Below are 421 nucleotides of genomic sequence, written 5' to 3'. Positions count from 1 at the left end.
TGAAAAGAAAGTTGCAAGCGTCTTTCTTGAAGGAATTTTGTACTACACCAACTTTTTTACCCCACTTTGGTACCGTGGTAACAATAAGCTGGCAAATCTTTCTGAAGTCATCAAACTGGTGATCCGCGATGAATCTGTTCATGGTACTTACCTCGGCTACAAATTTCAATTGGGATATAACGAGCTATCGGCGACTGAACAAAAAACATTCAAAAAGTGGATGGATGAGTTGCTCGACGATCTCCTTGAGAACGAGTTTGCGTTCACTGAAGAAGTTTACGCGCCGATTGGGTTAGCGGAAGATGTTAAACAATTCGTTCACTACAACGCCAACAAGGCGCTCCAAAATATGGGCTTTGAATCCCGCTTCCCCAATGCTGAGATTAAAGATATCAACCCAATCGTAATGAACGGAATTTCA

At 42.0% G+C, this 421-nt stretch carries 1 protein-coding gene; it reads left to right on the top strand.

The window, feature by feature from the left end:
- Positions 1 to 421: ribonucleotide-diphosphate reductase subunit beta (locus MZO40_RS17690; RefSeq protein WP_252133480.1), on the top strand; the 421-nt coding region annotated here is incomplete at both ends.

The sequence above is a fragment of the Lactiplantibacillus sp. B652 genome, from assembly GCF_023806745.1.
GTDB lineage: Bacteria > Bacillota > Bacilli > Lactobacillales > Lactobacillaceae > Lactiplantibacillus > Lactiplantibacillus pentosus.
Note: the sequence above shows the minus strand (reverse complement) of the source record. Positions and strands in the feature narration are given on the sequence as shown.